The sequence below is a fragment of the Mycobacterium heidelbergense genome (assembly GCF_050205645.1).
GTDB lineage: Bacteria > Actinomycetota > Actinomycetes > Mycobacteriales > Mycobacteriaceae > Mycobacterium > Mycobacterium heidelbergense_A.
The window spans coordinates 1-25,042 of sequence record NZ_JBNMQT010000013.1 but is presented as its reverse complement, the minus strand read 5'-3'; the positions used below and the strand labels follow the sequence as shown (position 1 = coordinate 25,042).

Below are 25,042 nucleotides of genomic sequence, written 5' to 3'. Positions count from 1 at the left end.
AACTAGAGGTATTCATAAATTGACTAGCAGCACGAACGCGACCGATCTATCCGGAAAGGTCGCGGTGGTGACCGGTGCGGCCGCGGGCCTGGGACGGGCCGAGGCGCTGGGCCTGGCCCGGCTCGGCGCCACCGTCGTCGTCAACGACATCGCCGCGGCGCTGGATTCCTCCGACGTCATAGACGAGATCACCGCCGCCGGCTCCAAAGCCGTCGCGGTTGCCGGCGACATCAGCCAGCGCGCGACAGCCGACGAGCTGGTGGCCACGGCCGACGGGCTGGGCGGCCTGGACATCGTGGTGAACAACGCCGGGATCACCCGCGACCGGATGCTGTTCAACATGTCCGACGAGGAATGGGATCTCGTCATCGCGGTCCACCTGCGCGGCCATTTCCTGCTCACACGCAACGCGGCCACCTACTGGCGCTCCAAGGCCAAAGACGCGGGCGGATCGGTCTTCGGCCGGCTCGTCAACACCGCGTCGGAGGCGGGCCTGGTGGGCCCGGTCGGGCAGGCCAACTACGGGGCCGCCAAGGCGGGCATCATCTCGCTGACCTTGACGGCCGCCCGGGCGCTGGGCCGCTACGGGGTGTGTGCCAACGCGATCTGTCCGCGGGCCCGCACCGCGATGACGGCCGACGTGTTCGGCGACGCACCAGATATAGAGGAAGGCGGCGTCGACCCGCTGTCGCCGGAGCACGTGGTGAGACTGGTCCAGTTTCTGTCATCGCCCGCCGCGGCGGAGGTCAACGGGCAGGTGTTCATCGTCTACGGCCCCCAGGTGACGTTGGTCTCGGCACCGACCGCGGAGCACAGATTCATCGCGGAGGGAGCGGCCTGGGACCCTGCTGCACTGAGCAACACGTTGCGGGATTACTTTGCTGGACGTGATTCGGAAAAGAATTTTTCCGCGACCGGGCTGATGGGGCAATAGCGATGTAGAGCTGGTTCACGGGGGGAAATCGGCCAGTAGAACATGTGTCAGATTGATAACAGCGCAACCGGCCTGACCTGGACAAATTGACGCTCTGGATAGAGAAATGCTGTTCATTGACAGCGTGCACTTTCTCTGAGTTAATATGATCCGGCTTACTCCGAGCCGCTTGTGTCCGAAGGCCGCGCTAAGGCGAAACATAGGCTTCGCCGCGAGCAGCAGAGGGGGGTGCGTGAGTTGAGAGAGCAACTTGCGGTCCCGGCTCGCGCTGTCGGCGGGTTCTTCGAGATGATGATCGATACGGGCCGCGCGGCTTTCCGGCGACCATTCCAATTCGGCGAGTTTCTGGACCAGACGTGGATGATCGCCCGCGTCTCACTGGTTCCCACCCTGCTGGTCTCCATCCCCTTCACCGTCCTGGTGGCATTCACCCTCAACATCCTGCTGCGCGAAATCGGTGCGGCCGACTTGTCCGGCGCCGGAACGGCATTCGGGACCATCACCCAGCTGGGCCCGGTGGTGACGGTGCTCGTCGTCGCCGGGGCCGGCGCCACCGCTATCTGCGCCGACCTGGGCGCCCGCACCATCCGCGAGGAAATCGACGCGATGCGGGTGCTGGGCATCGACCCGATCCAACGGCTCGTTGTCCCACGGGTTTTGGCGTCCACCGTGGTCGCGCTGCTGCTCAACGGCCTGGTGTGCGCGATCGGTTTATCCGGCGGCTATGTGTTCTCCGTCTTCCTTCAGGGCGTCAACCCGGGTGCGTTCATCAACGGGCTGACCGTGCTCACCGGGCTGCGCGAGCTGGTGCTCGCCGAATTCAAAGCGCTGCTGTTCGGTGTGATGGCCGGCCTGGTCGGGTGTTACCGCGGCCTGACCGTCAAGGGAGGGCCCAAGGGCGTCGGCAATGCCGTCAACGAAACCGTCGTCTACGCGTTCATCTGCCTGTTCGTCATCAACGTGGTCATGACCGCCATCGGTGTGCGGATTACGGCTAAGTGATGAGACGAGTGGGCAACCGATGAGCTACGACATCACGTACCGGCTACGCAATGCGGTGTCGCGGGTGCTCCAAGGGCCGGTTGACGACTTCGGCGAGCAGGCGCTGTTTTTCGGCGAAACCATTCGTTACGTCCCCAACGCGCTCACCCGCTACCGCAAGGAGACGATCCGCAACGTTGCCGAGATGACAATGGGCGCAGGCGCGCTCGTCATGATCGGCGGCACGGTCGGCGTCGCGGCCTTCCTGACGCTGGCCTCCGGCGGGGTCATCGCCGTGCAGGGTTATGCGTCGCTGGGCAACATCGGTATCGAGGCGCTGACCGGCTTCCTCTCGGCATTCCTCAACGTCCGCGTCGTCGCCCCGGTGATCGCGGGTATCGCGCTGGCGGCCACCATCGGTGCCGGCGCCACCGCGCAATTGGGTGCCATGCGGGTGTCCGAAGAGATCGACGCCGTCGAATGCATGGCGGTGCACTCGGTTTCCTACCTGGTGTCGACGCGCTTGATCGCGGGCCTCATCGCGATCGTTCCGCTGTACTCGCTGTCGGTGCTCGCCGCGTTCTTCGCCGCCCGCTTCACCACGGTGTACATCAACGGACAGTCCAAAGGTCTCTACGACCACTACTTCAATACCTTCCTCATCCCGTCGGACCTGTTGTGGTCGTTCCTGCAGGCGATCGTGATGTCCATCGCGGTGATGCTCGTCCATACCTATTACGGCTACAACGCCCACGGCGGACCGGTCGGCGTGGGCATCGCGGTCGGCCAGGCCGTGCGGACCTCGCTGATCGTCGTCGTCGTCATTACTTTGTTCATCTCGCTCGCCGTTTACGGCGCGTCCGGTAACTTCAACCTCTCCGGATAAGAGGACTGCTTAAAAGACATGGCAGAAGGCGAATCGCGACGTAGCACCGTCCGGCTGGCAGCAGCGCTGCTGGCCGGCTTGATCGTGGCGTTCACCGTCGGGACTTACCTCTCCTACACGGCGGCTTTCGCCTCGATCGACACGGTCACCGTCTCGGCGCCGCGGGCCGGACTGGTCATGGACAAGGGCGCCAAGGTCAAATACCGCGGCCTCCAGATCGGCAAGGTCTCCGACATCAGCTACAGCGGCGACCAGGCACGGCTGACGCTTGCCATCAACAGCGACCAGATGCACTTCATCCCTTCCAACGCGGCGGTGCACATCGCGGGCAACACGATCTTCGGGGCCAAGTCGGTGGAATTCATTCCGCCCCAGACGCCCTCGCCGACAACGCTGCGTCCCGACGCGCATGTAGAGGCCTCGGCGGTGTCGCTGGAAGTCAACACCTTGTTCCAGTCGCTCATCAACCTGCTGCACAAGATCGACCCGCTCGAATTGAACGGGACGCTGAGCGCGCTGGCCGAAGGCTTGCGCGGTCACGGTGACGACTTCGGCTCGCTGCTCTCCGGACTGAATACGCTGGCGCGGCAATCGAACCCGAAGCTGCCCGCCCTGCAAGAGGACTTCCGCAAGACCGGCGTCGTCACCAACAACTACGCTGATGCCGCGCCCGACCTGAACACCATTTTCGACAACCTGCCGACGATCAACAAGACGGTCGTCGACCAGCAGCACAACCTCAACGACACGCTGCTGGCAACGATCGGTCTGGCCAACAACGCCTACGACACGTTGGCGCCGGCGGAGCAGAACTTGATCGACGCCATCAACAGGCTGCGCGCCCCGATCAAGGTTGCCCACGACTACTCGCCGGAATTCGGCTGCCTGTTCGCCGGTATCGAGCGCGGTATCAAGGAATTCGCGCCGTTGCTTGGTGTCCGCAAGGCGGGTCTGTTCACGTCTTCGAGCTTCGTGTTGGGCGCGCCGTCGTATACCTATCCGGAGTCGCTGCCGATCGTCAACGCCTCCGGGGGCCCGAACTGCCGCGGTCTGCCCGACATCCCGACCAAGCAGACCGGTGGGTCGTTCTATCGTGCGCCCTTCCTGGTCACCGACAACGCGAACGTCCCGTACGAGCCGTTCACCGAACTTCAGTTCGACGCACCCTCGACGCTGCAGTTCTTGTTCCACGGCGCCTTCGCGGAACGGGATGACTTCTGATGGCCGCCACCGCGGGCATGCCGTCGCATCGGTCGATGGTGATCAAGGTCAGCATCTTCGCCGTGGCGATGCTGATCGTGGCCTCGGGCCTGGTGGTGATCTTCGGTGACTTGCGGTTCGGTTCCGAAAACACCTACCACGCAACCTTTGTCGATGTCACCAAGCTGAAGGCCGGCCAGAAGGTGCGCATCGCAGGCGTGCCCGTCGGCTCGGTGTCCGGCGTAAAGCTCAACCCCGACAACACCATTGATGTGAAATTCGGAGTCGACCAGCGTTACACCCTGTATTCGTCGACGCGCGCGGTGATCCGGTACGAAAACCTGGTCGGTGACCGATTCCTCGAAATCACCTCGGGGCCTGGGGAATTGCGCAAGCTGGCGCCGGGCGGCACGATCAACGCCCAACACACCCAGCCCGCCCTGGATCTCGATGCGCTGCTGGGTGGGCTGCGGCCGCTGGTCAAGGGCCTGGACGCCGAGAAGGTCAACACCATCAGCAGCGCGGTGATCCAGTTGTTACAGGGCCAGGGTGGAGCGTTGTCGAACGTGCTGGCCGATACCAGTGCGTTCTCGACGGCACTGGGGCAACGCGACCAACTCATCGGTGACACCATCACCAACCTCAACACGGTGCTGGGAACCGTCGACCAAAAGAGCGCGCAGTTCTCCGCCAGCGTCGATCAGCTGCAGCAGTTGATCACCGGACTGGCCAAGAACAAGGACGTGATCGCCGGGGCCATCCCGCCGCTGGCGTCGACGACGACGGATTTGACGGAGCTGCTGAAGAATTCGCGCCGGCCCCTGCAGGGCATCCTGGAAAACACGCGGCCGCTCGCGACCGAGCTGGACAACCGAAAGGCCGAGGTAAACAACGACGTTGAGCAACTGGGCGAGGACTACCTGCGGCTGGCGGCACTCGGCGCCTACGGGTCATTCTTCAACATCTACTTCTGCTCGGTCTCGCTCAAGATCAACGGACCGGCGGGCAGCGACATCTTGATAAACATGGGTGGCCAGGTGGATCCCAGCAAGGGGAGGTGCTCGTTTGTCAAGTAGTGGAAAGCGCGACCGTGACCCGCTGCGCACCGGCATCTTCGGTGTGGTGCTGGTGGTCTGCGTCGTGTTGCTCGCCTTCGGCTACGCCGGCTTGCCGTTTTGGCCGCAGGGCAAGACGTATGACGCCTACTTCAGCGACGCCGGCGGCATCTCGCCAGGTAACGCCGTGTATGTCTCAGGCTTGAAGGTCGGCAAGGTGACCTCCGTCGGCCTCGCCGGCGACAGCGCCAAGGTGACCTTCACCGTGGACCGCCACGTCGCCGTCGGCGACCAGTCACTGGCCGCCATCCGCACCGACACCATCCTCGGCGAGCGCTCCATTTCGGTGACCCCGGCCGGCACCGGTAAGGGCAGCACCACCATTCCGCTGAGCCGGACGACCACCCCGTATACGTTGGCCGGCGCGCTCGAGGATCTGGGGCAAAACGCGAACGATCTGAACAAGCCGCGGTTCGAGCAGTCCCTGAACGTGCTCAGCGACACGCTGCGCGACGCCACCCCGCAGCTGCGCGGCGCGCTGGACGGGGTCACGTCGCTGTCCCGCACCCTGAACCGCCGTGACGAGGCGCTGCAAGGGCTGCTGGCACACGCGAAGTCGGTGACATCGGTGCTGGCGCAGCGGGCCGATCAGGTCAACAAGCTGGTCGACGACGGTAACGAGTTGTTCGCCGCGCTCGACGAGCGGCGTGCCGCGATCGGCCAGCTGATCGCGGGTATCGGCCCGTTGGCGCAACAGATTTCCGGTTTCGTTGCCGACAACCGAAAAGAGTTCGGCCCGGCGCTGAGCAAGCTGAACCAGGTGCTGTCCAACCTCAACGAGCGCCGCGACTACATCACCGAAGCCCTCAAACGACTGCCCACCTACGCCACCGAACTCGGTGAGGTGGTCGGATCCGGGCCGGGGTTCAACGTCAACGTCTACAGCGTGCTCCCCGCGCCGATGATGGCCATGGTGTTCGACTTCTTCTACCAGCCCGGCAAGCTGCCGGCCAGCCTGTCGGACTATTTGCGCGGACTGATTCAGGAACGCTGGGTGATCAGGCCGAAGTCACCATGACCAAACGTATCGTCGGCAGCCGGGGGCTGCGCTACGCCACCGTCATCGCGCTCGTCGCGGTGTTGGTGGGGGGCGTGTATGTCCTTTCGTCGCAAGGCAATAACCGAACGATCGTCGGCTACTTCACCTCTGCCGTCGGTCTCTATCCCGGAGATCAGGTGCGCGTTCTCGGCGTCCCGATCGGCTCGATCGACACGATCGAACCGCGGCCGTCGGACGTGAAGATCACCATGTCGGTGGCCAAGGACGTAAAAATCCCCAAGGACGCCAAGGCGGTCATCATCTCGCCGAACCTGGTGTCGGCGCGGTTCATTCAGCTCGCCCCCGCATACACCGGCGGGCCGGCGCTGCCCGACGGCGGAAGCATCGACCTCAATCACACCGCGGTCCCGGTGGAATGGGATGAGGTGAAACAGGCACTGACGCAGCTGGCCGTCCAGCTGGGTCCCACGGCGGGGTCGCCGCAGGGTCCGTTGGGACGTGCGATCAACCAGGCCGCGGACACGCTCGACGGCAAGGGCGAATCGTTTCACAACGCGCTGCGCGAACTTTCGCAAGCCGCTGGGCGGCTTGGGGATTCGCGCAGCGACATATTCGGTACCGTCAAGAATCTGCAGGTACTGATCAACGCGCTGTCGTCGAGTAACGAACAGATCGTGCAGTTCGCCGGGAACGTCGCGTCGGTGTCGCAGGTGCTCGCCGACAGCTCGCGCCGTCTCGACAACACCCTGGGCACGCTCAACCAGGCGCTCTCGGACATCCGGGGATTCCTGCACGAAAACAACTCGACGATCGTCGATACGGTCAACAACCTCAACGACCTGACGCAGACGCTGAGCGACCAGAGCGACAACATCGAGCAGGTGCTTCACGTCGCCGGTCCCGGTATCGCCAACTTCTACAACATCTATGACCCCGCGCAGGGCACACTGAACGGCCTGTTGTCGATACCCGAGTTCGCCAACCCGGTGCAGTTCATCTGCGGTGGCTCCTTCGAGACCGCCGGCGGGCCGGAGGCGCCAGACTACTTCAGGCGCGCCGAGCTCTGCCGTGAGCGGCTGGGGCCGGTGCTGCGCCGGCTCGCCGTCAACTATCCGCCGGTGATGTTCCACCCGCTCAACACGATCACGGCGTACAAGGGCCAGATCATCTACGACACCCCGGAAACCCAGGCCAAGGCCGCAACTCCGGTTCCGCAGCTGACTTGGATACCCGCCCAAGGTGGGCACCCGCCGCCGCCCGCGGCGAACCCGGCGGATCTGCAGAGCCTGCTACTGCCTACCGCCCCGCAGGCCGGCCCCGCACCGGCCGCCGCCGGCGCGGGTCCCGCGCCCGGACCTCTTCCTGGGTCCGCGTTCGGTCCGCTGCCCGGGCCCCCGCCGAACCAAGCGCCAAGCGCGCCGGCGCCGACCGACCAAGGCGGCGGCCGATGAACCGGATCTTGTTGCGCGGGAGCGCTTTAGCTGCGGGCAGCGTGCTGCTGGCCGGTTGCCAATTCAGCGGGCTGAACTCTCTGGTGATGCCCGGAACTGCGGGCCACGGCGCGGGCGCGTATTCGATCACCGTCGAGATGCCCGACGTGGCGACGCTGCCACAGAACTCGCCGGTCATGGTCGACGACGTCACCGTAGGCAGCGTCTCCGGCATTTCGGCCGAGCAGCGGGCCGACGGATCCTTCTACGCCGCAGTGAAGTTGGCGTTGAACAAGAACGTCGTGTTGCCGGCCAACGCGACCGCGACGGTCGCCCAGACGTCGCTGCTGGGCTCGATGCACATCGACCTTGCCGCGCCCAAGGACAAGCCGGCCACGGGCAGGCTCAAGGACGGGTCGAAAATCGCGGAGTCCAGCACCGGCCGGTATCCCACTACCGAAGAGGTGCTGTCGGCGCTCGGTGTGGTGGTCAACAAGGGCAATCTCGGTGCGCTGCAAGAGATCACCGACGAGACCTACCAGGCCTTCGCCGGCCGGCAGGACCAGTTCGTCGACTTGATCCCCAGGCTGTCTGAATTGACCGCCGGACTCAACCGGCAGGTCAACGACATCATCGATGCGGTCGACGGGTTGAACCGATTCTCCGCGACCCTGGCGCGCGACAAGGACAACCTGGGCCGGGCGATCGACACGCTGCCCGAAGCGCTGCGCGTGCTCAACAAGAACCGGGACCACATCGTCGATGCGTTCGCCGCACTCAAACAGCTGGCGACGGTGACATCCCATGTGCTGTCGAAAACCAAGGTGGACTTCGCCGAGGACCTCAAGGGGCTGTATTCAGTTGCTAAGGCCCTCAACGACAACCGGAAGAATTTCGTCACCTCGCTGCAGCTGCTGCTGACGTTCCCGTTCCCCAACTTCGGGATCAAGCAAGCCGTTCGCGGCGACTACCTCAACGTCTTCACCACCTTCGATCTCACCCTGCGCCGGCTCGGTGAAACGTTCTTCACCACAGCGTATTTCGACCCGAACATGGCTCACATGAACGAGATCCTCAACCCGCCCGATTTCTTGACCGGTGAATTGGCGAACCTGTCGGGGCAGGCGGCCGACCCGTTCTCGATTCCGCCCGGCACGGCTTCGGGTTCTGAAGGGCACTGAGGGGCGGCGCAGATGATCGACAAACTGACCAGGATCCAGCTGTGGATTTTCGCGGTGATCACCGCCGTCACGCTGACCATCATGGCGATCTTCTACCTGCGGCTGCCGGCCACGTTCGGAATCGGGACCTACGGTGTGAGCGCCGACTTCGTCGCGGGCGGCGGCTTGTACAAGAACGCCAACGTCACCTACCGGGGTGTCGAGGTGGGTCGGGTGGAGTCTGTCGGGCTGAACCCCAACGGGGTTACCGCCGAGATGCGGCTCAACAGCGGCACGCCGATTCCGTCGAACGTCACCGCCACCGTCAAGAGCGTGTCGGCTGTCGGCGAGCAATACATCGACCTGGTGCCGCCGAGCAGTCCGTCATCGGCCAAGCTGCGCAACGGATCTCGCATCGAGCGGCAGAACACCCGGATCGGCCAGGACGTCGCCGACCTGTTGAAGCGGGCGGAGACGCTGGTCAACAGCCTCGGCGACACGCGGTTGCGCGAGCTGCTGCACGAGACGTTCATCGCGGCCAACGGTTCGGGTCCGGAACTGGCCCGGCTGATCGAGTCGGCCCGGTTGCTGGTGGACGAGGCCAACGTCAACTATCCGCAGGTTTCGCAGTTGATCGATCAGGCGGGTCCGTTCCTGCAATCGCAGATCCGTGCCGGCGCCGACATCAAGACGCTGTCGGATGGCTTGGCGCGGTTCACTTCCGATGTGCGTCAGGCCGACCCGCAGCTTCGCTCGACGTTGGCCAACGCCCCGAGCGCGGCCGACGAGGCCAGCACCGCTTTCTCCGGTATCCGCCCCTCCTTCCCGGCGCTGGCCGCTAGCCTGGCCAACCTGGGTCGGGTGGGCGTCATCTACCACAAGTCGATCGAGCAGCTGCTGGTGGTCCTGCCCGCGTTGTTCGCCGCGATCACCACCGCCGCCGGCGGCGCTCCGCAGGACGAGGGCGCCAAGCTGGACTTCAAGCTCGACCTGAACGACCCGCCGCCGTGCGCCGTCGGCTTCCTGCCCCCGCCCTTGATGCGAACGCCGGCCGACGAGACGCTGCGGGAGCTCCCGAGGGACATGTACTGCAAGGTCGCCCAGAACGATCCGAGCACCGTGCGCGGCGCCCGGAACTACCCGTGCCAGGAGTTCCCCGGCAAGCGGGCGCCGACGGTCCAGCTGTGCCGTGACCCGAAGGGCTACGTGCCGGTCGGTCGCAACCCCTGGCGCGGCCCGCCGGTGCCCTATGACACGCCGGTGACGAACGGGCTGAACACGTTGCCGCCCAACAAGTTCCCGTACGTCCCACCGGGCGCCGATCCCGATCCCGGCACTCCGATCGTCGGCCCACCCCCTCCCGGGGTAGTCCCCGGGCCCGGGCCGGCGCCGCACCAGCCGGCGTACGACCCACCGCCGCCCAACGACAACGGGCCGCCGCCGCCATTCACGTCGTGGCAGCCGCCCGGAATACCGCCCGTGCCGCCCCAGCTTCCCTATCCGAAGTGGCTGCCGCCGCCGCCACCGCCGGAGGGAATCAATCCTCCGCCGGCGGGGCCCGGGCCGGAGAAGCCCTGGGGGCCGCCGCCCGGGCAGCCGACCCCGCAGGCCAGCGGTCCGGCCTACGCCACCTATGACCAACGCACCGGAGCCTTCGTCGACCCGGCTGGCGGCACTGGTATCTTCGCGCCCGGCGCCAGTGGCACATCCGGCGCCGAGAATTGGGTGGACCTGATGCTTGATCCAAGGCCTCTTTAGTGGGGCTGCAATGACCGAAACGACACAACGCGTTCGGCGGCGCGCATCGCGCGCGGCGGGCCCGGCGAAGGGCGCGTCGGACGAGGGCTTTACCGCCCGCGTCGACGTTCCGGACGGGCCGAAGCGGCCCGCGAAATCCGTCAAGGCCCTCAAATCGGTCAAGCCGCCGCCGCGGCGGCGGCCGAACCGCGTCCTGGTCGGGTGGATCTCGTTTGCCGCCGCGCTGTTGGCGATCGGTGCGCTGGCGGGTGGGCTGGCGTTCATGCTCGTCCAACAGCGGCACGCCGAAGCGGCACAGGCCCGCAACCAACGCTTCGTGGACACCGCCACGCAGACGGTGGTCAACATGTTCAGCTACAAGCAGGACAACATCGACGACAGCGTGAACCGCTTCTACAACGGCACCAGCGGCCCGCTGCGCGGCATGCTCGGCGCCAACAACAACATCGAGAACCTCAAGGGCATCTTCCGCTCGACCAACGCGACGTCGGAGGCCGTCGTCAACGGCGCCGCCCTGGAAGGCGTCGACGCGGTGAGCGACAACGCCTCGGTGCTCGTATCGGTACGGGTGACGGTGGCCGACATCGACGGAAACAACAAGCCGTCCATGCCGTATCGGCTGCGGGTGATCGTGCACGAAGACGAGCAGGGGAAGATGACCGGCTACGACCTGAAGTATCCCGACGGGGGCAACTAGATGGGTCGGGCGCGCTGGAACCGCTTTCGGAGGTGGCTGACCGTCGTCGCGGGTTCCCTGTCGATCGCGCTCGTCGTCGGGTTGTCGGCGGCGGCCGGGTGGTTCTACTGGGAGCGGGTGGAGACCCGCGGCGAGGCGGTGGCGCGCGCGGAGCTGCCCGGGCTGGCGACCAAGCGCATACCCGAGGTCTTCGCCTACGACTACCAGACGGTCGAACGCAGCCTCTCCGCCGCTTACCCGTTGCTGACTCCCGAATATCGCGCGGAGTTTCAGAAGAGCGCCAACACGCAGATCATCCCCGAGGCCAAGAAGCGCGAGGTGGTGGTCCAGGCCAATGTGGTTGGCGTCGGCGTCATGACCGCCACGCGGGATTCGGGATCGGTGATGGTCTACATGAACCGCACTGTGAATGACAAGTCACGCCAACCGCTTTACGACGGCAGCCGATTGCGCGTCGACTTCAAAAAGATCGGCAAGCAATGGCTGATCGCCTACATCACGCCGATTTAGGGCTGCGACTTGACCTCAAGTGTTGTTGAGGTTCTAGCGTGGGCGGATGGACATTGGGATCAAGAGCGAGATCGCCGAATTGGTCGACCGATACCTGTGCTCCTTGGACGAGCGCAACTTCGACGAGGACTGGGCGCGTAGATTTTTCACCGAGGATGCGGCCGTCGCATTTCCCATCGGGAATGCCGACGGGATCGACGAGATCCTGGCGAATACACGCCACGGCGTGCTGCGCTTCGCCCGGACCCAACACCTCGGCTTGAACTACCTGGTTGATGCGAGCCCCGGCGGCTCTGGAGCATCGGCCCGCTGGAACCAGGTCAATCATCACGTCCACCCCGAAGGCGATCTGTTCAGCTCAGGCACCTGGAGTGAGGCCGATTTTGTGCAAATCCCTGCCGGGTGGCGAATCGCCCGCACCACGATGCATGTCACCTGGACGTCCGGTCGGCCGCCGGGGCGGCCGTCCTGAAGGGCGATCAAAACCGCGTCGAGCGTGGGGGATACGCACACAAAACGAACGCTTTTCCTTCATATCACCCACGTTCGGCGAACCGAACCGAACTCCGCTCGGCCGCGCCGTTAACGACGAAAGCTCAGTAGCACATCGCAATGCCGTTGCAGTACAACGGATAACGTTGGATCGGGCTGGGCGGCGGCCCGGTCATCTGCAGCGAGAACGGTTGCTTCTTCATCTCCGGCTGCATCCCGCAGACGGGACCATGGAGGCTGGTGTGGGTGCCGCTCATGGTTTCGTCGCTGAACGCGTAGGTTTCGGTGGACGGTGCGGTGCCGCCGCCCGGGCATGACACGCCGTCGCTCTTATCCACCTTGAAGGTCCACAGCATGCTGGAGTAGCGCGCCCTGCCGCTGAAGTTCTGCAACTTGTCCGCGCGGCTGATCTGTTCGGGTGTCGCACTCACGACATTCAGAGCGCAGTTCATCGCAAAAACGATCGGGTCGGAATAGTCGTTCATGTTCCGGGTTCCGGATGGCTGATCGCACAGTGCCGTGATCGTCCAGGTAACTCCCGACACGCCGGCCTCGTTGAAGGTGTAGTTGCCATCCGCCGGCGGCCCCACCGCGTGCGCCGGGTTGCCCGACTCCAGCGCGATCCCGATTGCAACTGCCGAGACGATGCCGGCACCAGCGGCCAGCCCGCGACGGAGCTTCACAGTGCCCTCCCTTCGGGCCTTCCCTCACTGCTGCATCGAGTATCACAGCGTTTGAGTGGCAACACCATGGGTTCGCGGCCGCTACTTGGCGTCATGGGGATTCGCCTCGGCGAGCGCATCGAGAAACGACCGCGCCCAGCGGTCCACGTCGTGGGCTAGCACCTGCCGCCGCAACGCGCGCATCCGGCGTCTCCCCTCTTCCGCCGGCTGGTTCAGCGCCGCCTCGATCGCGTCCTTGACCCCTTCGAGGTCGTGCGGGTTGACCAGATAGGCCTGCCGGAGTTCGGATGCCGCTCCGGTGAATTCGGACAGCACCAGCGCGCCGCCGAGGTCGCTGCGGCAGGCGACGTATTCCTTGGCGACCAGGTTCATCCCGTCGCGGAGCGGCGTGACCAGCATGACGTCGCTGGCCACGAAGAACGCGACGAGTTCTTCGCGCGGCACCGGCCGGTGCAGGTAGTGCACCACCGGGTGTCCGACTTCGGCGTATTCGCCGTTGATGTGCCCGACTTGGCGTTCGATGTCGTTGCGCAGAATCTGGTAGCTCTCCACGCGTTCGCGGCTCGGTGTCGCCAGCTGCACCAGCACCGTGTCATCGCGTTTGGCGCGACCCTCGGCGAGCAGCTCGGAAAAGGCCTTCAGCCGGACGTCGATGCCCTTGGTGTAGTCCAGCCGGTCGACCCCGAGCAGGATCTTGCGGGGGTTGCCGAGTTCGGCGCGGATCTCCCGGGCGCGGTGCCTGATGTTGCGATCGCGGGCCGTGTGGTCGAGCGCCCCGGAGTCGATGGAGATCGGGAAGGCGCCGACGCGAACGGTACGAGATTCCAGCTCCACCTCACCGAACCGCGACCGCACGCCGACCGCTCCCCGCGAGGTGTTGGCTCCGGCCAGCCGGCGGGACAGGAACAGGAAATTCTGGGCACCGCCGGCCAGGTGGAAGCCCACCAGGTCGGCGCCGAGCAGCCCTTCGATGATCTCGGTGCGCCACGGCATCTGCATGAACAGCTCCACCGGCGGGAACGGGATGTGCAGAAAGAAACCGATGGTCACGTCGGGACGCAGCGTGCGGAGCATTTTCGGGACCAGTTGTAGTTGGTAGTCCTGAACCCAGACCGTGCCACCCTCGGCGGCGGCGCGCGAGGCGGCTTCGGCGAATCGGCGGTTGACGTCGACGTAGCGCTCCCACCATTCGCGGTGGTACATCGGCTTGACGATGACGTCGTGGTAAAGCGGCCACAGCGTGGCGTTGGAGAAGCCCTCGTAGTACTGGGCGACGTCGTCGGCGGACAGGCGTACCGGATGAAGTTGCAGTTCGTCCTGGGTGACGGGCTCGTCGACCACGTCCACGACATCGTCGACAACACCCGGCCAGCCCACCCAGGCCCCGCGGCGGCGGCGCAGGAGTGGCTCTAGTGCGGTGACCAATCCGCCGGGACTGCGTTTCCATGAGGTCGTGCCATCGGGGAGCCGCTCGAGATCGACGGGCAGCCGATTGGCGACCACCACGAAGTCGGAATCGCCGTAGTGCCTAGTTTTCGAGTTCTGGCCTCCCTTGGGAGCCATTTACGTGTCGAGTTTTGCCGGTCCAATACCGAGCATGGACAAGAAAACGCGGCACTCGTCGGCGTCGTTGGCATAGGCCGCGACGACACGCCTGGCCTGGCTGGCGGTGCTGTCAGCCAGCGGCTCCACATCGCCGAGTTCGCCAGGGTCAGATTTCGTAGGCATGACATAACTCTATGCGACGCGAATATTCGCCCGCATGCGTCTCTCGGAATGCTGCCCAGAGGGCGGGCGCCGGTTGGCGCTGGTATCGACCCAGTGATCAGCGCTTTCGGCGGTGGCCGTAATGTGCAAGGAGTCGGCACGGGATTTACGGATCGACGCCAACTTGTAACGAGCCCGACAACAAGGTAGGTGGGCGGAATGACACTCTCCGACCAGGCCGGCACCGAGGCGACCAACGCCGGCGCCACTGAGCTGGTGGCGTATGAAACCCTCGACGAGGGCCGCATCGCGCGGATCTGGCTCAACCGGCCCGAGGCCCACAATGCGCAGAGCCGCGGCCTGTTGGTGCAACTCGACGAGGCGTTCCTGCGCGCCGAGGCGGATGACTCCGTTCGGGTGGTGATCCTGGCGGCGCGCGGCAAAAACTTCTCCGCCGGTCACGACCTGGGCTCGGAGTTGGCCATCGCCGAGCGCAGCCAGCTGCCGAGCTTCCGCATCAACGGCGGGACTCGCGACCCCATCGCGGAGAAGATCTACCTGCAGGAGTGGCACTACTTTTTCCAAAACACCTGCCGTTGGCGCGATTTGCGCAAGATCACCATCGCCCAGGTCCAGGGCAACGCGATCTCGGCCGGCCTGATGCTGATCTGGGCGTGCGATCTGATAGTCGCCGCCGACAATGCAAAGTTCAGCGACGTGGTCGCCGCGCGCCTGGGGATGCCGGGCGTCGAATATTTCGGTCACCCTTGGGAATTCGGCCCTCGTAAGGCCAAAGAGCTGCTGCTGACCGGTGATGCGCTGGACGCCGACGATGCCTATCGGCTGGGCATGGTGTCGAAGGTATTCCCGGTCGATGAGCTAGCGGACAAGACTTTGGAATTCGCGCGGCGCATCGCCGACCGTCCCACGATGGCGGCGCTGCTCGTCAAGGACTCGGTCAACGCCGCCTCCGACGCAATGGGATTCACCGAGGCGTTGCGGCACGCGTTCCACATTCACGAGCTGGGCCATGCGCACTGGGCTGCCCACAACGAGAACAGGTACGCGGTCGGCCAGCCGCCGGATGTTGAGGACTGGCGCAACGCGAAACCGACGAAACTGGCCCGCCGCGATACGCCCTAGCGGACAGCTCGCCCACCCGCATGGTTCTATTACTAGAACGTGTTTCAGTTTTGGCGTGAAGGGGCGCGGCGTGCAGCTTTCTTTCGAGAACCGGACGTATCTGGTCACCGGCGGTGGCAGCGGCATCGGCAAAGGGGTGGCGGCCGGCCTGGTCAAGTCCGGCGCCTCGGTCATGATCGTCGGCCGCAATCCCGACCGCCTGGCGGGCGCCGTCAAAGACATCGAGGCGCTCCAGGCCGACGGCTCCATTCGGTATGAACCCACCGACGTCACCAACGAGGACGAGGCTGCCCGCGCGGTGGACGCGACGACGGCCTGGCACGGCCGGCTGCACGGTGTGGTGCATTGCGCGGGCGGGTCGGAGACGATCGGGCCGATCACCCAGATCGACTCGGAGGGCTGGCGACGCACGGTCGACCTCAACGTCAACGGCACCATGTACGTGCTCAAGCACGCGGCGCGTGAACTGGTGCGCGGCGGCGGCGGTTCGTTCGTCGGGATCTCGTCGATCGCGGCCAGCAACACCCACAGGTGGTTTGGCGCCTACGGGGTCAGCAAGTCCGCCGTCGACCACATGATGCAACTGGCCGCCGATGAACTCGGTGCCTCGTGGGTGCGGGTCAACAGCATCCGTCCGGGCCTGATCCGCACGGATCTGGTTGCGCCCGTGTTCGAGTTGCCGGCGGTCAGCGAGGACTACCGGGTGTGCACGCCGCTGCCGCGGCCCGGTGAGGTCGAGGACATCGCGAATCTCGCGATGTTCCTGCTCAGCGATGCGGCCAGCTATATCACCGGCCAGGTCATCAACGCGGACGGCGGCCTGATGCTGCGGCGCGGCCCGGACTATTCCGCGATGCTGGAACCCGCATTCGGCGCCGACGGGCTACGCGGAGTCGTCTGACGTCAGGCCCGCGTCCCGGTCCGCGAGCGTGGCCAGCGCCGACCAGTCCAGGTGCCCGCCGCCGGTTGCCACGAGCGTGAGCAGACGGTCGCGCAGCACGCTGGCCACGGGCAGCGGCACCCGCAGGCCCTCGGCGGCGGCGAGCACCAGCCGGACGTCCTTGAGGCCGAGGCGCGACGCGAACCCCGCCGGCTCGAATTCCCGTCGCGCGATCAGCCCGCCGTAGGTCTCATAGGCCGGCGCGGTGAACAACGTCGAGGTGAGGATGTCGACATACTGCTGCCGGTCGACCCCCGCCTTGGCGACCAACGCGACGGCCTCGCTGACGGTCTCGATCGCCGACGCGAGCAGGAAGTTACCGCTCAGCTTCACCAGGTTGGCGGTGTGCGGCTGGTCGGACACCACGAAGGTCCGCTGACCGATGGCGTCGAACAGCGGCACCAACAGCTCAAGAACCTGAGGTGCACCCGCGGCGATGACGAAAAGCTTTGCGGCAGAAGCGGCTTCGGGACGACCGAACACTGGTGCCGCGGCATAGCGTTGAAGGGCTTCGGCATGCGCGGCCGCCAGGCGCTCCGACAACGCGACGCTGATGGTGCTCGACGAGACATGGGTGGCGCCGGGGGCCAGCGAAGCCACGACGCCGTTCGCACCGAACGCGACCTCCTCGACGGCGTCGTCGTCGGAGAGCATCGTGAACACGACCTCACCGGTGCTGGCTTCGGCCACGCTGCGCGCCGCGGCCGCACCCCGCTGGACGAGCGCCTCCGCCTTGTCTGGCGAGCGGTTGTAGACGGTGACCCGGTGACCCGCCTCCAGCAGGTTCGTCGCCATGCCGTGGCCCATGTTCCCCAGACCGATGAATCCGATCTCCATACTGTCCACCATGCCGCGTTTGAGGGGCCTTGGTGAAAGATGTGCTAGATGAACCGACTCGAGGGCAAGCGGATCCTGGTGACCGGCGCGGCGTCAGGCATCGGTCAGGCCACCGCACTGCGGTTGCTCGACGAGGGCGCCAGGGTCGTGGCCTCAGACGTCGCGGAAGACGGGCTGGCCGCCACCCAGTCCCAGGCGGAGGAGGCCGGAACGGCCGACCGCCTCACCACCATGCCGATGGACGTCGGCAGCGAGGATTCGGTGATCGACGGCGTGTGCCGGGCCGTTCAGACACTCGACGGGCTCGATTCGCTGGTCAACGCGGCCGGCGTCCTGCGGGCCGCGCACACCCACGAGACCAGCCTCGAACTGTGGAATCGGATCGTCGGTGTCAACCTCACCGGCACGTTTCTGGTGGTCCGCGAGGCGCTTCCGGCGCTGCTGGGGAATTCGCGCAGCGCGATCGTGAACTTCAGCTCCACGTCGGCTTCGTTCGCCCATCCCTACATGGCGGCCTACGCCGCGAGCAAGGGCGGAATCCAGGCCTTCACCCATTCTTTGGCACTCGAGTACGCGAAGGATGGTCTGCGTGCGGCTTGCGTGGCGCCGGGCAGCATCAAGTCCGGAATCACCGACGCGACTGGGGGATACATTCCCAAAGACGCTGACTGGTCCTTGTTCCCCCGCCTCATGCCGATCCTGCCCACGACCGTCGAATCCAGTGGCGCCGGGATGGCCGAGCCCTCTGCGATCGCCGGCGTGATCGCCATGCTGGTGTCCGACGACGGCGCCTGGATCACGGGCACCGAAATCCGCATCGACGGCGGCACGCACGCCTAGCCGTATCGCGGCTAGTTAACGCAGGGCACCCCGCCGCCACCGATGGGCTTGCCCTGATCGGGCGTGGGATAGGTGCTAGTGGCGTATCCGTAGCGATTTGTCTTGGTCGTCGTGGTCGTGGTGGTGGTGGTCTCGTCGGTGGTGCTGGTGTCGTCGGCGGCGGGCATCGAGTAAGTGGTGTCCACGGTCACGCGGATGTGTCCGGGCTGCACGCTTGGATCGGGTTGTTTGGGGGCATCGAGGCCGAGCAGCGTGGCGAGGCTCTGCGCGTCGGTTTCGGCGCCCGCGCCGTACTGGATCGTGGTGGACGTCGGATCGCCCGATTGACGGTCGCGGACCTGACCCGCGGTGTAGCCGCGCTTTTTCAGCGCGCGGGATACCTCACTGGCCGCCCCGCTCATGCTGCCCGCGTTGATGACGTCGACGACCGTGGACGGGCTGGGCTTGCTTGCCGTCGTGGCGGGCGTGGTCGTCTCTGGCGCGGCACCGATCGCTTGGGCCACTTCGGCTTTGATCGCGGCCTGGTCGATGATGTTGACGTCCTGGCCGCCGATGTTGTCGTAGCGCACCACGGGCAGCGTCCGGAACTCGACGTTGCCGCCGCCCGCGAGTTCGCCCATGCGGCGGAACAGGTCCTCGTCCCAACCGGTCGACAGCACAACATCTTTGCGCGCCACCGCCATCAGGCCCTTGAGCTTGTCGATGTTGGTGAAGGTCCCCGAATCCTGCAGTTCCCGCATGACTGAGGAGATGAACGCCTGCTGCCGGTGCGTACGGTCCAGGTCTCCGTTGTCCAGGCCGTGACGCTGCCGGACGAACGCGAGCGCCTGTGAGGCATCCAGCCGCTGGGGGCCGGCCGGGAAGTCCGCCCCGGAGTACGAGTCGTACACGGCGTGGTTCAGGCACACGTCCACGCCGCCCAGCGTCTGCGCCAAGTCGTAGAAACCGGCCAGGTTGACCTCGGCGAAGTAGTCGATCGGGACGCCGGTCAGGCTGCGCACCGCGCGCAGGGTCGCGGCGCGGCCGGCCTCGCGGCCGCGGGTCTCGAGCTCCCGCTGGCTGCTCCCGCCCTGGTTGGCAAGCTTCTGCGCCACGTACTGCTTGGTGAGCCCGTAGGCCTCTTTGATCTTGATGTGGTTGTAGCCCGGTACCCCGTTGAACGGCACCCAGTCGTCGCGCGGAATCGAAAAGGCGGTCACCTTGTTGTCGGCCCCGACGTGCACGAGTATCAGCGTGTTGGTGTTGTAGCCGCCGTCGTCGGAATCGCCCGCGTGCAGCTGCCGCAAAATCGACGAGGGCAGGTCGTTGCCATCCTGATCTTTTCGCGAATCCAGGCCGATGAGCAGGATGTTCATGTTGTCGCCGCTGGATCGCGGATCGTCGGGGCTCAGGGCGTCCGAGACGGTGATGCCGCCCAGCGCCCCGTGAGCCACGTAGTATCCCGCTCCGGTCATCAGGATCGCCCCGACCGAGACCAGCGACATGAAGCTGCGCGTCAGTCCTTTGCGAAGAGCTGACGGCTGACGAACGGCTCGATGGCGGCGATGGGCGCCGCCCGAGCGTGCCATCACAAACCTCGACCCTTATCCAGCGCAGCACTCGCTACCGCTACGGCGGTTTGCGGTGACGGCGCTAAAAGCATGAGGTCAAGTATGCGTTAGCTTGCTGTGAAGCCCCCAATCGAGAAGGCCGCGGATCGGCCGACTGTGGGCAGGCTCACCCGCTGGAAATGATGGAATCGGCGGCGCCAATCTTCCCGCTACCAGCCTGTTTGGCCGGGCTCTGCCCCCGCCCGGGGCGGGCGCGTCTCGGGACGGTCTCGGGTGGGCCACTCGGCCGCCGAGATCGACGCCAACTCGTCACCGAGCCGGTACGAGGTCCTCGCCCGATGAGTAGCAGAGGCGAATGTTCGAGCCCGTGGCGAACTCGGCGAGGTACACGCCGAGCGGTTCGACCTCGTAGTAATAGTGCACGTATCCCCGTGTATCCAACGCGGTCGCGCACGAATAACCGGGCGCACCGCAGCGCTGCTTGACCGGAATCGCGAGCACGCCGAGCAGCACGACGACGACAATCCCCACTACAACCGGGATTTTGGTCAGCGTGCGCGTCGCCTGCGCGGGATGCATCACAGGAGTGTAAGCGCCCCGCTTACCGGCTCTGCGGAAGCCAGGCGTCGCGGCAGGGCTGATCCCCCTGGGCGGGCCGTCTTACGATCTCCTGATGGCGACCGCACCAGAGCAGTTCTCCACCCACGGGCCGGGCGGAGTTCGTATCGTCGCGGATCGCTGGGGCGATCCCCACGCGCGTGCCGTGGTTTTCCTGCACGGCGGTGGGCAGACCCGACGTTCGTGGGCCCGCGCGGCCGCCGCAGTCGCCAGGCGCGGGTGGCAAGCCGTCACGATCGACTTACGCGGCCACGGCGAGTCCGACTGGTCCAGCGACGGCGACTATCGCGTCGTCAGCTTCGCCGCCGACGTTCAACAGGTTCTGGACAACCTGCCGCCACAACCGGTTCTGGTGGGGGCGTCGCTGGGTGGATTCACCTCGATGCTGCTCGCGGGCGAGCTCTCACCGGGCATCGCCAGCGCGGTGGTTCTGGTCGACATCGTGCCGAACATGGAGCAGTCCGGGGCGACGCGGATACACAACTTCATGGCCGATCGCGTGGAATCGGGATTCGCCTCACTCGAAGAGGTAGCCGACGCGATCGCCGAGTACAACCCGCACCGGCCCCGGCCGACCGATCTCGACGGTCTGACCGCCAACCTGCGCCGCCGCGGCGACCGCTGGTATTGGCATTGGGATCCGCAATTCATCAGCGGCACAGCACCGTTCCCCCCGTTCGAGGTCACCGACGCCGATCGCATGCACGCGGCCGTCGGTGCGATCCTGCGCGACGGCGTGCCCATGCTCTTGATCCGGGGCCAGATGAGTGACCTGGTCAGCCAGCAGAGTGCCGACGCATTCCTTGAGCGTTTCCCTCAGGTCGAGTTCACCGACGTGCGCGGCGCCGGGCACATGGTTGCCGGGGACCGCAACGACATTTTCGCCGGAGCCGTCCTGGATTTCCTCACTCGGCGCGTCGACCAGGCGGGCTGACAATCGCGCAGCCGTCGGTCGCCGTTGGAACATCCTCGGGGAGAACGAATCCCGCGACGATCAACGTGAGAACTCCGATCGGGATGTTGATCAGGAAGATCGACTTCCAGCCGAACGAGTCGATCAACCAGCCGCCGACATCCGGCCCGCAGATCGGGGCCAGCAGGATGGGAACCATGCTGATCGCCAGCACTCGGCCCAGTCTTCGGGGTCCGGCGGCGTGGGCCAGGATGATCAGCAAGAGCGGTATGAGCATGCCACCGCCGAGGCCTTGGAATGCGCGAAAGACCGCCAGCAGACCGACATTCGGCGCCTGCACGCACAGCAGAGATGCCCAGGAGAACAACAGCACCGAACCCAGGAATAGCGGTTTCGCGCCCACCCGGCGGGCGGCCCAGCCGGCGAGTGGGATCACCGCCGCCATCGCCAGGGTGTAGCCGGTCACCGACCACGCGACGGCCCCGGTCGATGCGAACCGCTCGTTCAACCGCGGCGCCGCGTTCACGACGGTGGCGTTCAGGGTGATCATCACCGGGAGCAGTGTGCACGCCGCCGTGATCAGCCAGAGTCTGGAATCCAGCCGGGCGGTATGGGCCTCGGCGCTGGCTTGTTCCATTGTCGTCGGCGGCGTCACGGCTGAAATCGTCAGGCCACGCGCTTGAGGAATCCTTGCGAAATTCTTGGAACGGTCATCCACGCGACCATCGGGGCGCCACATTCCCGTTCCGCTCGCCAGGTAGGAGGCGCCGCACACTGCTAGCATGCTGCCCGACACAACTGGAGGAGGACGGCGTGACCATTCGGTGGTTGCGGGCGCCGGCGGTGGTCGGTGCGGTGATCGTGGCCGCCACGGCGGTCGCCGGCACGGCGGCGGCGGACCCGGACTTGGCGTCACGCCCCATGCCGGGCATGCACGTTGCCGACGGAACCGGCGGGTGCACAGCCGCTTTCGCGGCGCAGGACAACGACGGCAGCTACTACCTGCTCACCAGTGGACACTGCGATCCGCACGACGGTTCGGTTTGGACCTACGGGGAGGATCGTCCGCTCGGGATGATCACCGCCAGCGAGAAGGTGGGCGACACCAGGGACGCCGCGATTATCCGCCTGGACCCGAGCGTCGGAGCGCCGACGGGCGATGTCGGTGACCGGTATCCGGTCCGGGATGTGTTGAGCCTCCCACAAATTCGGGTAGGCATGCCGTTCTGCAAACTCGGCGCGGTGACCGGTGAGACCTGCGGCGTCGTCAAAGGCGAGAAGGGCGACGTCATCGAGGCGAGCGTGTACAGCCTCAACGGCGACAGCGGGAGTCCCGGTTTCGTCAAAAACGCCGATGGCACCGTGAGCGCCGTCGGGATCTTGATGTCTTCGCCCGACGGCGACGACAACACGACGTACTTCACACTCGTGTATCCGCTACTTGCCAAGTGGGGCTTGCACATTCTTCCCTGACGCGGCGGAAAACGCCCACGCGGCGCGTCTCCAGATGAGATCATCTGACGGTTCACACCGGCATGCCCGAAGGAGAGCGCCATGGCCAAACCGTGGTTACGGGGACTCGGCGGGGTCGGCGTCATGGCGATCTCCGCCACGGTGTTGGCGAGCCCGGCGCGACCAGACCCCGGTCTGACGCCGGGCATCCAGGTTCAAGACGAAAGCAGCTCGTGCACAGCTGGTTTCGCTGCCCAAGGCAACGACGGCAGCTACTTCCTCATGACGAGCGGGCACTGCGACGCACACGACGGCTCGGTGTGGACTTACGGCAACGACGTCCCGCTGGGCAGGATCGCGGCCAGCGAGAAGGAAGGCGACAAGAGGGACGCCGCGATCATCCTCCTCGACCCGAACGTCGGTGCGCCGGCGGGCGATGTCGGGGGCACGTATCCGGTGCGGGATGTGCTGAGCCTTCCCCAAATCAAGGTGGGCATGCCGTTTTGCAAAATGGGCGCCGTCACCGGAGAGACCTGCGGCGCCGTCACGGGCATCGAGGGCGACGTCATCGAAGCCAGCGTGTACAGCCTAGTGGGGGACAGCGGCAGTCCCGGCTATGTGAAAAACGCCGACGGCAGCGTGAGCGCGGTCGGTCTGTTGATGTCTTCGCCCGAGGGCGACGACAACACGACGTACTTCGCGCTCGTGAATCCACTGCTCGGCCGATGGGGTTTGCGAATTCTGCCCTGAGAGTGGCGGGACTGCCGGTCAGCGCACGCGTTCGCGCGGCTCGGTGGTTTGCAAATTTGGGCATCGGGTATTCGCGGGGCGGCATCGTGCGGCCCGTCCGAGGGGGCCCGGTAGGGTCTGCCTTTGTTGACGAGGTCTCGATGACGAGTCCGGGACCAGCGAGACGAAGGAGAGCAGTGCTAAAGCGTGGGATCGTAGTCGGCGTCGCCGGCGCGGCCATGGTGGTCGCGGCTTGCGCCGGCTGTTCGAGCAACAAGTCCAATACCGGTGCGTCGTCGAGCTCAGCGCCGGCCGGCCCGCAGGTCATCGTTGACGGGCAGAACCAGAACGTCAGCGGGCCCGTCACGTGCACCCCGGCGGGCGCCAACACCACTATCGGCATCGGCGACCCGACCGCCGGCGTCGGCGCGGTGGTCAGCAACGACAATCCGCCCATCGTCCATTCGGTCGGGCTGGGCAGCGTCAACGGCATCTCGCTCGGTTTCTCGGATGCCGCACCAAATAACCAGGGCGCCAACGCCGGAGCCGCGGTCAACGGCAAGTCGTATGCGATCAAGGGCACGGCCACGGGTGCCGACATGAGCGACCCGCAGCAGCCGAAGCAGGTGACCAAGTCGTTCGAGATACAGGTGACCTGCCCGTAGGGGCTAGTCAGACATCGTCGGGGCCCGAAGCCCCAGAGGGGACGCAGCTATGTCTAGGAAACGTGTCGTCAGCGCGGCGGCGGTCGCGGCGGGCTTGGGCATCTCCGCGCTGACGTTGAACCCGGGGTTCGCCAACTCCGCGCCGATGGATCCGCCGCCGCCGTGCCCGAACTGCCACGGTGGCGGTGGCGGGGTCTCCGGCGGTGGCGGGATCTCCGGCGGGGTGGGGCAGAACCCGCAGGCTCCGGCAACCACGGCGCCGGCGCCCACGCACAGCACGGCGCCGGCTCAAACCACCGCGCCGCCCGCGACCCAAACCACGGAGGCGCCGGCCACTCAGAGCACCGAGCAGCAGACCACCCAAAGCACGCAGCCGTCGACGAGCACGCAAACCACCTCGACGAGCGCGCAGACCACGACGCCGAGCACGCAGCCGTCGACGAGCACGCAGACCACGTCGACGAGCGCGCAGACCACGTCGACGAGCGCGCAGACGACGACGCCGGGTGCAAACACCAGCACGTCGTCCGGCCCAACTGAGCGTCAGGCCTTGAATCCGCCGAGCACTCAGCCTCCGCACCCGGCGTACATCCCGCCGCGCGGAGACATCGCACGGGGCAGCGCGGAAATCGGCGGCCCCATCGACGCGAGCGTTGGCTTCAGCATTCCGGGCCGCGGGGCGCCGACCCCGCCGCGGGAGCGAGGGTACGGCTGGAACGACGGCCCGCCTCCCCACCACCCGCCGCCGAACTGGTACGGCCCGCCACCTCCCGGCGGCGGGTGGTGGGGAGGCGGGCCGTCG

Annotated in this window: 27 protein-coding genes; 20 read left to right on the top strand and 7 right to left on the bottom strand. The window is 66.0% G+C overall.

Annotation, left to right across the window (positions count from 1 at the left end; all coding sequences use genetic code 11):
• Window positions 1-19: 19 nt before the first annotated feature.
• The 12 genes from ACQI5H_RS16130 to ACQI5H_RS16075 all read left to right on the top strand — a co-directional run bounded on the left by ACQI5H_RS16130 (window position 20) and on the right by ACQI5H_RS16075 (window position 12,143).
• Window positions 20-934: a 3-oxoacyl-ACP reductase gene (locus ACQI5H_RS16130; RefSeq protein ID WP_427080347.1), complete on the top strand. Its 915-nt coding sequence runs from the start codon at window positions 20-22 to the stop codon at window positions 932-934.
• A 237-nt stretch (window positions 935-1,171) separates the two neighbouring features.
• On the top strand, window positions 1,172-1,936 hold the full coding sequence (locus ACQI5H_RS16125) for an MlaE family ABC transporter permease (protein ID WP_427080440.1): 765 nt from the start codon (window positions 1,172-1,174) through the stop codon (window positions 1,934-1,936).
• Window positions 1,937-1,955: 19 nt separating this feature from the next.
• Window positions 1,956-2,801, top strand: coding sequence for an MlaE family ABC transporter permease (locus ACQI5H_RS16120; protein WP_076122714.1), 846 nt, complete (start codon window positions 1,956-1,958; stop codon window positions 2,799-2,801).
• 18 nt (window positions 2,802-2,819) lie between these two features.
• Window positions 2,820-4,022 carry an MCE family protein gene (locus ACQI5H_RS16115; RefSeq protein ID WP_427080346.1) on the top strand — a complete coding sequence of 401 codons (1,203 nt, stop codon included), beginning with the start codon at window positions 2,820-2,822 and terminating at the stop codon, window positions 4,020-4,022.
• A complete protein-coding gene (locus ACQI5H_RS16110; protein ID WP_427080345.1) occupies window positions 4,022-5,077 on the top strand; it encodes an MCE family protein in 1,056 nt (351 codons plus the stop codon). The genes ACQI5H_RS16115 and ACQI5H_RS16110 overlap by 1 nt, the downstream gene beginning before the upstream one ends.
• On the top strand, window positions 5,067-6,134 hold the full coding sequence (locus ACQI5H_RS16105; RefSeq protein ID WP_427080344.1) for a virulence factor Mce family protein: 1,068 nt from the start codon (window positions 5,067-5,069) through the stop codon (window positions 6,132-6,134). Before ACQI5H_RS16110 ends, ACQI5H_RS16105 begins: the two co-directional genes overlap by 11 nt.
• Window positions 6,131-7,567: a virulence factor Mce family protein gene (locus ACQI5H_RS16100; protein WP_427080343.1), complete on the top strand. Its 1,437-nt coding sequence runs from the start codon at window positions 6,131-6,133 to the stop codon at window positions 7,565-7,567. The genes ACQI5H_RS16105 and ACQI5H_RS16100 overlap by 4 nt, the downstream gene beginning before the upstream one ends.
• Complete coding sequence (locus ACQI5H_RS16095; RefSeq protein WP_427080342.1) at window positions 7,564-8,727, top strand: virulence factor Mce family protein; 1,164 nt, start codon at window positions 7,564-7,566, stop codon at window positions 8,725-8,727. Before ACQI5H_RS16100 ends, ACQI5H_RS16095 begins: the two co-directional genes overlap by 4 nt.
• A 12-nt stretch (window positions 8,728-8,739) precedes the next feature.
• Window positions 8,740-10,464, top strand: coding sequence for a virulence factor Mce family protein (locus tag ACQI5H_RS16090; protein WP_427080341.1), 1,725 nt, complete (start codon window positions 8,740-8,742; stop codon window positions 10,462-10,464).
• A gap of 10 nt (window positions 10,465-10,474) precedes the next feature.
• A complete protein-coding gene (locus ACQI5H_RS16085; RefSeq protein WP_427080340.1) occupies window positions 10,475-11,161 on the top strand; it encodes a mammalian cell entry protein in 687 nt (228 codons plus the stop codon).
• A complete protein-coding gene (locus tag ACQI5H_RS16080) occupies window positions 11,162-11,671 on the top strand; it encodes a mammalian cell entry protein (RefSeq protein WP_427080339.1) in 510 nt (169 codons plus the stop codon). It begins immediately after the preceding gene.
• A gap of 46 nt (window positions 11,672-11,717) precedes the next feature.
• Window positions 11,718-12,143, top strand: a complete 426-nt coding sequence (locus ACQI5H_RS16075) for a nuclear transport factor 2 family protein (protein WP_427080338.1) — start codon at window positions 11,718-11,720, stop codon at window positions 12,141-12,143.
• Window positions 12,144-12,267: 124 nt separating this feature from the next.
• On the opposite strand, the gene ACQI5H_RS16070 is transcribed toward ACQI5H_RS16075, so the two are convergent.
• The 3 genes from ACQI5H_RS16070 to ACQI5H_RS16060 form a co-directional block, all read right to left on the bottom strand.
• Window positions 12,268-12,846 carry a hypothetical protein gene (locus ACQI5H_RS16070; protein WP_427080337.1) on the bottom strand — a complete coding sequence of 193 codons (579 nt, stop codon included), beginning with the start codon at window positions 12,844-12,846 and terminating at the stop codon, window positions 12,268-12,270.
• Window positions 12,847-12,927: 81 nt separating this feature from the next.
• Window positions 12,928-14,409, bottom strand: a complete 1,482-nt coding sequence (locus ACQI5H_RS16065) for an alpha,alpha-trehalose-phosphate synthase (UDP-forming) (RefSeq protein WP_427080336.1) — start codon at window positions 14,407-14,409, stop codon at window positions 12,928-12,930.
• Entirely contained in the window at window positions 14,410-14,574 is a 165-nt protein-coding gene (locus ACQI5H_RS16060; protein WP_156763737.1) for a hypothetical protein, read from the bottom strand. It abuts the gene before it with no gap.
• Between the two features lie 198 nt (window positions 14,575-14,772).
• Here ACQI5H_RS16060 and ACQI5H_RS16055 point away from each other — a divergent pair, with 198 nt between their 5' ends.
• Both ACQI5H_RS16055 and ACQI5H_RS16050 read left to right on the top strand, forming a co-directional pair.
• A complete protein-coding gene (locus ACQI5H_RS16055; RefSeq protein WP_427080335.1) occupies window positions 14,773-15,696 on the top strand; it encodes an enoyl-CoA hydratase in 924 nt (307 codons plus the stop codon).
• A gap of 70 nt (window positions 15,697-15,766) precedes the next feature.
• Window positions 15,767-16,597 carry an SDR family oxidoreductase gene (locus ACQI5H_RS16050; RefSeq protein WP_427080334.1) on the top strand — a complete coding sequence of 277 codons (831 nt, stop codon included), beginning with the start codon at window positions 15,767-15,769 and terminating at the stop codon, window positions 16,595-16,597.
• On the opposite strand, the gene ACQI5H_RS16045 is transcribed toward ACQI5H_RS16050, so the two are convergent.
• Complete coding sequence (locus ACQI5H_RS16045; RefSeq protein ID WP_427080333.1) at window positions 16,580-17,473, bottom strand: NAD(P)-dependent oxidoreductase; 894 nt, start codon at window positions 17,471-17,473, stop codon at window positions 16,580-16,582. The genes ACQI5H_RS16050 and ACQI5H_RS16045 overlap by 18 nt on opposite strands.
• A 48-nt stretch (window positions 17,474-17,521) precedes the next feature.
• Between ACQI5H_RS16045 and ACQI5H_RS16040 the strand changes: the two genes are divergently transcribed.
• The gene (locus ACQI5H_RS16040) at window positions 17,522-18,313 is read left to right on the top strand and encodes an SDR family NAD(P)-dependent oxidoreductase (RefSeq protein ID WP_427080332.1); all 792 of its coding nucleotides are present in this window, start codon (window positions 17,522-17,524) and stop codon (window positions 18,311-18,313) included.
• A gap of 11 nt (window positions 18,314-18,324) precedes the next feature.
• On the opposite strand, the gene ACQI5H_RS16035 is transcribed toward ACQI5H_RS16040, so the two are convergent.
• Window positions 18,325-19,881 carry an LCP family protein gene (locus tag ACQI5H_RS16035; RefSeq protein ID WP_427080331.1) on the bottom strand — a complete coding sequence of 519 codons (1,557 nt, stop codon included), beginning with the start codon at window positions 19,879-19,881 and terminating at the stop codon, window positions 18,325-18,327.
• Window positions 19,882-20,172: 291 nt separating this feature from the next.
• On the bottom strand, window positions 20,173-20,442 hold the full coding sequence (locus tag ACQI5H_RS16030) for a hypothetical protein (protein WP_170874549.1): 270 nt from the start codon (window positions 20,440-20,442) through the stop codon (window positions 20,173-20,175).
• A gap of 94 nt (window positions 20,443-20,536) precedes the next feature.
• Here ACQI5H_RS16030 and ACQI5H_RS16025 point away from each other — a divergent pair, with 94 nt between their 5' ends.
• Window positions 20,537-21,415, top strand: coding sequence for an alpha/beta fold hydrolase (locus ACQI5H_RS16025; RefSeq protein WP_427080330.1), 879 nt, complete (start codon window positions 20,537-20,539; stop codon window positions 21,413-21,415).
• Here the strand turns inward: ACQI5H_RS16025 and ACQI5H_RS16020 are convergent.
• The gene (locus tag ACQI5H_RS16020) at window positions 21,387-22,049 is read right to left on the bottom strand and encodes an MFS transporter (RefSeq protein WP_427080329.1); all 663 of its coding nucleotides are present in this window, start codon (window positions 22,047-22,049) and stop codon (window positions 21,387-21,389) included. The two genes, ACQI5H_RS16025 and ACQI5H_RS16020, sit on opposite strands and share 29 nt — an antisense overlap.
• 158 nt (window positions 22,050-22,207) lie before the next feature.
• Here ACQI5H_RS16020 and ACQI5H_RS16015 point away from each other — a divergent pair, with 158 nt between their 5' ends.
• The 4 genes from ACQI5H_RS16015 to ACQI5H_RS16000 form a co-directional block, all read left to right on the top strand.
• Entirely contained in the window at window positions 22,208-22,867 is a 660-nt protein-coding gene (locus tag ACQI5H_RS16015; RefSeq protein ID WP_427080328.1) for a S1 family peptidase, read from the top strand.
• An 81-nt stretch (window positions 22,868-22,948) separates the two neighbouring features.
• The gene (locus tag ACQI5H_RS16010; protein WP_427080327.1) at window positions 22,949-23,596 is read left to right on the top strand and encodes a S1 family peptidase; all 648 of its coding nucleotides are present in this window, start codon (window positions 22,949-22,951) and stop codon (window positions 23,594-23,596) included.
• A gap of 218 nt (window positions 23,597-23,814) precedes the next feature.
• The gene (locus ACQI5H_RS16005) at window positions 23,815-24,240 is read left to right on the top strand and encodes a lipoprotein LpqH (protein ID WP_427080439.1); all 426 of its coding nucleotides are present in this window, start codon (window positions 23,815-23,817) and stop codon (window positions 24,238-24,240) included.
• Between the two features lie 49 nt (window positions 24,241-24,289).
• A partial coding sequence (locus tag ACQI5H_RS16000; protein WP_427080326.1) for an MAP_0585 family protein occupies window positions 24,290-25,042 on the top strand: 753 nt, incomplete at its 3' end.